The organism is Anabaena sp. WFMT (genome assembly GCF_051781005.1).
Classification (GTDB): domain Bacteria; phylum Cyanobacteriota; class Cyanobacteriia; order Cyanobacteriales; family Nostocaceae; genus Anabaena.
Genome location: NZ_JBPWOA010000006.1, coordinates 395607 through 402500, shown reverse-complemented (window position 1 = coordinate 402500; position 6894 = coordinate 395607). Strand labels below are relative to the sequence as shown.

Genomic DNA, 6894 nt, shown 5'->3' with positions numbered 1-6894 from the left:
AGACACCATCCAGATCGTTACGCCTTTCGTGCGGGTCGGAACTTACCCGACAAGGAATTTCGCTACCTTAGGACCGTTATAGTTACGGCCGCCGTTCACCGGGGCTTCGGTCGCTAGCTTCACTTTCGCTGACCAACTTCCTTAACCTTCCGGCACTGGGCAGGCGTCAGCCCCCATACGTCCTCTTACGAGTTTGCGGAGACCTGTGTTTTTGGTAAACAGTCGCCTGGATCTCTTCACTGCGACCCACGTCTGAGGTGGGCACCCCTTCTTCCGAAGTTACGGGGCCATTTTGCCGAGTTCCTTAGAGAGAGTTATCTCGCGCCCCTTGGTATACTCAACCTCCCTACCTGTGTCGGTTTCGGGTACGGGTACGATGTCTTCATCACATGACCAGCTTTTCTTGGCACTATCATTAACCATGCGGAGTTCGTAAACTCCTCCCAAACCAATCAGGGTATGGCTATCTTTCATGCGTCCCTCGTCATGCTCCCACATCATAGTCAGGGATTGTTGACCCTGTGTCCATCGACTACGCCGTTCGGCCTCGCCTTAGGTCCCGACTAACCCAGAGTGGACGAACCTGGCTCTGGAACCCTTAGGGTTTCGGGGTGTATGATTCTCACATACATTTGCGCTACTCAAGCCGACATTCTCACTTCCGTTTCGTCCACAGCTGCTTGCCGCTACTGCTTCTACCTACGACGGAACGCTCCCCTACCACTTAGATATTCTCTAAGTCCACAGCTTCGGTACATCGCTTAGCCCCGTTCATTTTCGGCGCAGGAGCGCTTGACTAGTGAGCTATTACGCACTCTTTCAAGGTTGGCTGCTTCTAGGCAAACCTCCTAGTTGTCTATGCACTCCCACCTCCTTTATCACTTAGCGATGATTTGGGGACCTTAGCTGGTGGTCTGGGCTGTTTCCCTCTTGACAATGAAGCTTATCCCCCACTGTCTCACTGGCAATGTGTGCTCTGGGTATTCAGAGTTTGTCTCGATTTGGTACCGGTCTCCCAGCCCGCACCGAAACAGTGCTTTACCCCCCAGATATAATCATTACCGCTGCGCCTAAACACATTTCGGGGAGAACCAGCTAGCTCCTGGTTCGATTGGCATTTCACCCCTAACCACAGCTCATCCGCTGATTTTTCAACATCAGTCGGTTCGGACCTCCACTTGGTGTTACCCAAGCTTCATCCTGGCCATGGTTAGATCACCAGGGTTCGGGTCTATAAACACTGATTATCGCCCTCTTCAGACTCGGTTTCCCTTTGGCTCCAGCATTCTCGCTTTAACCTACCAGTGCCTATAAGTCGCCGGCTCATTCTTCAACAGGCACGCGGTCATCCGTTTAATCGGACTCCCACTGCTTGTAAGCTAATGGTTTCATGTTCTATTTCACTCCCCTTCCGGGGTTCTTTTCACCTTTCCCTCGCGGTACTGGTTCACTATCGGTCACACAGTAGTATTTAGCCTTACGAGGTGGTCCTCGCTGATTCACATGGGATTCCTCGTGCCCCATGCTACTCGGGATTCAGCTACTATCCTTTGACTTTCGACTACAGGACTTTCACCCCCTCTGGTGCAGTATTTAGCTGCTTCGTCTAGCCTCCAGATTCGATATCGCTGTCCCACTACCCCAAAAGGTAAACCCTTTGGTTTAGGCTCTTCCCCTTTCGCTCACCACTACTTAGGGAATCTCTATTTGATTTCTCTTCCTCCAGCTACTAAGATGTTTCAATTCGCTGGGTTGGCTCTTTCCTGCCTATATATTCAGCAGGTAGTACATAGGGTTGCCCCATTCGGATATCTCCGGCTCATAGTTTGCTTCCAACTCCCCGGAGCATTTCGTCGGTAACCACGTCCTTCTTCGCCTCTGTGTGCCTAGGTATCCACCATTAGCCCTTATTAGCTTGACCACTTCAATACATTTGTTCGACTCGCAAACTTTTCTGCTTTCCTGATTCTTTCCTACTCTGTTTTGAGTTTTTCACTCATTACTCGGTACTCTTTACTCAGTACTCAGTTTCGTCTGCCTGCTAATTCGCGTTACTATGCAGTTTTCAAGGTTCTGGCTGGTTTTAATCCAGCAGTCTGACTCTTCGTCAGTTGCTGACTCTTTTCCAATTCTTGTGATTTGATGAAATTTAACCGAACCAATAATAATAATACTTTGAAAGTTTTCAACCAATCTCGACCGACCTAGGATAGACCAATTAAGAATCTAATTACTGATTGTGTTCGATATCTCAATGGATTAGGTCTCCCTAAAAAGGAGGTGATCCAGCCACACCTTCCGGTACGGCTACCTTGTTACGACTTCACCCCAGTCACCAGTCCTACCTTAGGCATCCCCCTCCTTACGGTTGGGGTAATGACTTCGGGCGTGACCAACTTCCATGGTGTGACGGGCGGTGTGTACAAGGCCCGGGAACGAATTCACTGCAGTATGCTGACCTGCAATTACTAGCGATTCCTCCTTCACGCAGGCGAGTTGCAGCCTGCGATCTGAACTGAGCTACGGTTTATGAGATTAGCATCACATCGCTGTGTAGCTGCCCTTTGTCCGTAGCATTGTAGTACGTGTGTAGCCCAAGACGTAAGGGGCATGCTGACTTGACGTCATCCTCACCTTCCTCCGGTTTGTCACCGGCAGTCTCTCTAGAGTGCCCAACTTAATGCTGGCAACTAAAAACGAGGGTTGCGCTCGTTGCGGGACTTAACCCAACATCTCACGACACGAGCTGACGACAGCCATGCACCACCTGTGTTCGCGCTCCCGAAGGCACTCTCTCCTTTCAGAAAGATTCGCGACATGTCAAGTCTTGGTAAGGTTCTTCGCGTTGCATCGAATTAAACCACATACTCCACCGCTTGTGCGGGCCACCGTCAATTCCTTTGAGTTTCACACTTGCGTGCGTACTCCCCAGGCGGGATACTTAACGCGTTAGCTACGGCACGGCTCGGGTCGATACAAGCCACGCCTAGTATCCATCGTTTACGGCTAGGACTACTGGGGTATCTAATCCCATTCGCTCCCCTAGCTTTCGTCCCTCAGTGTCAGTTACGGCCTAGCAGAGCGCTTTCGCCACCGGTGTTCTTCCTGATATCTACGCATTTCACCGCTACACCAGGAATTCCCTCTGCCCCGAACGTACTCTAGCCGTGTAGTTTCCACTGCTTTTATCATGTTGAGCATGACTCTTTAACAGCAGACTTACATGGCCACCTGCGGACGCTTTACGCCCAATCATTCCGGATAACGCTTGCATCCTCCGTATTACCGCGGCTGCTGGCACGGAGTTAGCCGATGCTTATTCCTCAGGTACCGTCATTTTTTTCTTCCCTGAGAAAAGAGGTTTACGACCCAAGAGCCTTCCTCCCTCACGCGGTATTGCTCCGTCAGGCTTTCGCCCATTGCGGAAAATTCCCCACTGCTGCCTCCCGTAGGAGTCTGGGCCGTGTCTCAGTCCCAGTGTGGCTGATCATCCTCTCAGACCAGCTACTGATCGTCGCCTTGGTAGGCTCTTACCCCACCAACTAGCTAATCAGACGCGAGCTCATCTCCAGGCAATTAATCTTTCACCTCTCGGCATATCCGGTATTAGCAGTCGTTTCCAACTGTTGTCCCCGACCTGAAGCCAGATTCTCACGCGTTACTCACCCGTCCGCCACTAAATCCCTAAGGATTCCGTTCGACTTGCATGTGTTAAGCATACCGCCAGCGTTCATCCTGAGCCAGGATCAAACTCTCCATTTTGGTTCGTTCTTCTTAAGCTCTAATTCTTTAACCTCTTCAATCCTCTATTTTTCTTTCCAGGATTGTTCAGTTGATTTTTTTTGACGAGGAATGGTCGTCTTTATTCTTTCAAAGTATTATTATCTTTTCTCGGTTCAGCGCATTGGGCTTTTGCCCTCACTTATTAAACATACCAATTCTTCCTCTCTTCTGTCAAGGGGTTTTGAAAACTTTTTTTAGGTTGGGTTTGTAAATGAGGTTCTTTGTGGCTGGCAGCCTTATGTGTAAAGGATTTAGTTCACTAGCTGTATATAAAAAAGAGTCTTTCCTAAGTGGGCATTCCTTTATTTTCGTAAATGGCTAGAATCAACAATGTTGACTTACCTATTTTTCCTTCAGGTTTTGAGTACTGTATCTTGTTCCCGTTGTCATCAAACTATTGATAGTCAGGCAATTACTTGCCCCTATTGCCGGATTACGCTGAAAGCCTATGGACATCCTGGAGTTCCCTTACACCGAGCTAATGGGGACTATTATTTGTGTGAAAACTGTGTCTATCACCAAGATGATAGTTGTAACTTTCCTCAACGTCCTTATGCCAAAAGCTGCACGCTTTATCAAAATTTGGAAGAGAGTAAATTAGAGTTATTGCTACAGCAGAGTGAAAACAGTGGATTAGTAGTTGTAAAAAAATGGCTTCAACGCCATCAGGCCTTGCTGCTACTAATTTTTATAGTTTTGGTATGTATGCTTATTGCCCTGTCCGCAGCCTAGCATCCTAAAATGAATATATACTGCAAACGGGTAAAATTTGGACTTAGTCATATTGGGCGTAACGTAGTGCAGGGAACTATCTCGAAGATTCTAGAGCCTACTGCTCCCGTAAGGGATACACTTCGTATGGCTATAGCTTGCGTGACGACGCAGGAGTCATACGCCACGCTGCGCTATCAGAATTTTACTTCTAAACCGTTTTTAGTATACATAACAATTCAAAATTCCAAATAAATTCTCTACCCAAGCTTCAGGTTGTTGTAACTTCAGACGCTTCATTAGTAGTTTCCAATAGGGGTAGTGATACTTCTTCATCAAAAATGTCTAAATCAAACCAAAATGTAGTACCCACACCAACTTCACTGACTAAATTAACTTGACTGTGATGTCTTTCCATGATGTTTCTGACAATGGACAGACCTAATCCTGTGCCTTCGAGAGTGTGAACTCGATTTTCTACTCGGAAAAAGCGGTCAAAGATGGCTTGTTGGTCTTCTTGTCCAATGCCAATTCCTGTATCACTGATTTCGATCCGCACTTTGGAACGATAATTATCTTCATGTCGCAGTTCTGCGAGAGCAGAGTTTCCGTCAGTAGCTGACAAGGGAGAGTGGGGTTGAGGATTTATCTGATAGGCTCGGATTACTACTTTGCCACCTGCTGGGCTAAACTTCAGAGCGTTACCAATTAGGTTACCAAATACTTGCAATAATAAATCATAATTACCTATAACTAGAGGTAGGTTAGGAGCAACTTCCTGAACGAGTTCAATTCCTTTATCTCTAGCATTGAGTTGGTAAGTACGTAATGTCTGCTCTAGTGCTTGTGCTAAATCCACACCATCAAAATTGTAGGTACGACCGGATTCAAGTTTTGACAAATCTAGAACATCGTTGACTAACCGGGTAAGTCTGTCGGTTTCATGGTTGACAGTTTCGAGAAATTCACGCCGTTCTTCTATATCTAAGTCTTCACCATAATCATGCAGTGTTTCTATATAGGTTTTGATGTTAAAGAGGGGTGTTCGGAGTTCATGAGAAATATTGCTGATAAATTGGCTTTTAGCTTCATTCAGTTCTACCTCACGGGTGATATCTTGAACTGTAATGGCGATACCTTTAATACTTTCTCGTTGCAGGTTAAGTACTGTAGTTAAGAGAATACGGATAGTTCGTTTGGTTGGTTGGTCGAGGGGGATGCGAAATTCGGCACTTTCACGTTCACCTGCTGCCATTTCGTATAATGTGCGGGTAATTTCCATTTGTACGCTTTGAGGTAGATGATGCAATACATTTCTACCTACTACATCAATCCCTTCCCAAGCAAAAATTCGCCGCGCTGTGGGATTGACTAAAATTACCTGCATATTATTATCAATTAATACTGCACCATCGGCAATGGTGGAAACCAAGGTTTCTAACTTGGCTTTTTCGGCTGTTAGTTCTTCAATATTTTGCTCTTCGTAGCGCTCTAGGCGTTCTGCCATTTCATTAAAGCTAAAAATAAGCTCACCTAATTCTCCTCCTAGAGGTAAGTCAATTCGCTGTTTAAAATTTCCAGCAGCAATTTGTTTTACCCCTACGAGTAGTTCTTTAATTGGTTTAGTAATGGTTAAGGCGTTAATTACCCCTGCTAAAATCACCATGACCCAAATAGTGATGAAGACGGCTATGGTGACATCACGGGTGAAGTTGGTAGATATAACTGCGGTTTGATTGGGGTTGATACCGACTGCTAAGACACCTAAATATTTTTGATTGACGATTAGAGGGATAAATACATCGGTGACTGCACCATCTGGAGTGTTATGTTGACGTACCATTGGTTGATCATCATTTCCAGGATAATCTTCTGGTAGTTGTATTTTTCGCTTAATGGTGAGGGAGTTTTCTACCTCTGGTTCCCAAAAAGGAATGCCAAAAAAGATTTTTCCGGTTTCATCAGCGTAAAGCATATAACGCACGCTGGAGGTGCTGCTATAGAAGCGTTGGGAAAATTGGGCAACTTCTGTGAGATTGTGATCAGCAACAAGTGGGGCAACGTTAGATGCAAGTAGTAGTCCTAGATCACGACCAAAGCGGGTATCGTTAAGACGCGCATCTTGCTGAATTGTATTCACTGCCCAGAAAGTCAGACCACTCATTACCAGGGAAACTACCAAGGTAGCGACAGCTAAGAGTTTGGTTTGGAGGGTGAACTCATACCACCAATGAGCGAGTGTTTTCGACACGCCATTGGCAAACGCATCTCGGATTGTTGTTAAAAAAGCTAGCATCTTAAAATATACTTAAAATATTATTGTTAATAGTTCTGTGTTTTCTACCCTAACAACTTAAAAATTAACAGTTAATTCTACAAAAGTGTTAGGGAGAAATTGGG

Annotated in this window: 2 protein-coding genes and 2 rRNA genes (1 of these 4 cut by a window edge); 1 reads left to right on the top strand and 3 read right to left on the bottom strand. The window is 46.0% G+C overall.

Annotation, left to right across the window (positions count from 1 at the left end):
- Both ACSQ6I_RS06450 and ACSQ6I_RS06445 read right to left on the bottom strand, forming a co-directional pair.
- A 23S ribosomal RNA gene (locus ACSQ6I_RS06450) occupies positions 1 to 1921 on the bottom strand; it reaches 906 nt to the left of the window's first position.
- Positions 1922 to 2273: 352 nt separating this feature from the next.
- Positions 2274 to 3762, bottom strand: a 16S ribosomal RNA gene (locus ACSQ6I_RS06445).
- The 16S and 23S rRNA genes sit together here, the layout of an rRNA operon.
- Positions 3763 to 4143: 381 nt before the next feature.
- Here ACSQ6I_RS06445 and ACSQ6I_RS06440 point away from each other — a divergent pair.
- Positions 4144 to 4515, top strand: a complete 372-nt coding sequence (locus ACSQ6I_RS06440; protein WP_438889548.1) for a hypothetical protein — start codon at positions 4144 to 4146, stop codon at positions 4513 to 4515.
- Between the two features lie 250 nt (positions 4516 to 4765).
- Here the strand turns inward: ACSQ6I_RS06440 and nblS are convergent, their stop codons facing one another.
- Positions 4766 to 6790, bottom strand: coding sequence for a two-component system sensor histidine kinase NblS (gene nblS / locus ACSQ6I_RS06435; protein ID WP_438889547.1), 2025 nt, complete (start codon positions 6788 to 6790; stop codon positions 4766 to 4768).
- Positions 6791 to 6894 lie beyond the last annotated feature (104 nt).